Below are 443 nucleotides of genomic sequence, written 5' to 3'. Positions count from 1 at the left end.
GTCCAGTTGTCCGCCGTGACGGTCAGGCCGCCGCGGGTGACGAGGTTGCCACCGGCCTGGGTGAGGTTGGCGGTGGAGATGTCGAAGGTGCCGGCACCGGCGTGCAGCAGGTTGCCGTTGGTGTTGAGGAAGCTCGCGGCGTTGAGGATCAGGTTGCTGTTGGCGACTTCCACGGTGCCGTTGCGGTTGTCGAATTGGGTGCCGATCTGGAAGTCGGCGGCGTCAGTGGTGCCGAGTGAGCGTATCTGGCCGGTCTGGTTGTCGAGGCTGGCGGCCTGGATGGCCAGGGTGCTGTCGCTTTCGATGATGCCCAGGCGGTTGTTCAGGGCGCCGGTCAGTCTGAGGTCGACCTGGCCGCCGGCGATCTGGCCGTCGTTGTCGCCGCTGTTGTCGAAGTCGTTGCCGATGACCCGTACCAGGCCTTTGGCGTAAATGCCGCCGTT

General features: G+C 65.5%; 1 protein-coding gene. It reads right to left on the bottom strand.

What is annotated here, in order from left to right; translation table 11 throughout:
- The coding region (locus tag JL015_RS27580; RefSeq protein ID WP_201020689.1) for a hypothetical protein at positions 1 to 443 on the bottom strand (443 nt) is incomplete at both ends.

The organism is Pseudomonas cichorii (genome assembly GCF_015471405.1).
GTDB classification, from domain to species: domain Bacteria; phylum Pseudomonadota; class Gammaproteobacteria; order Pseudomonadales; family Pseudomonadaceae; genus Aquipseudomonas; species Aquipseudomonas serbiensis.
Note: the sequence above shows the minus strand (reverse complement) of the source record. Positions and strands in the feature narration are given on the sequence as shown.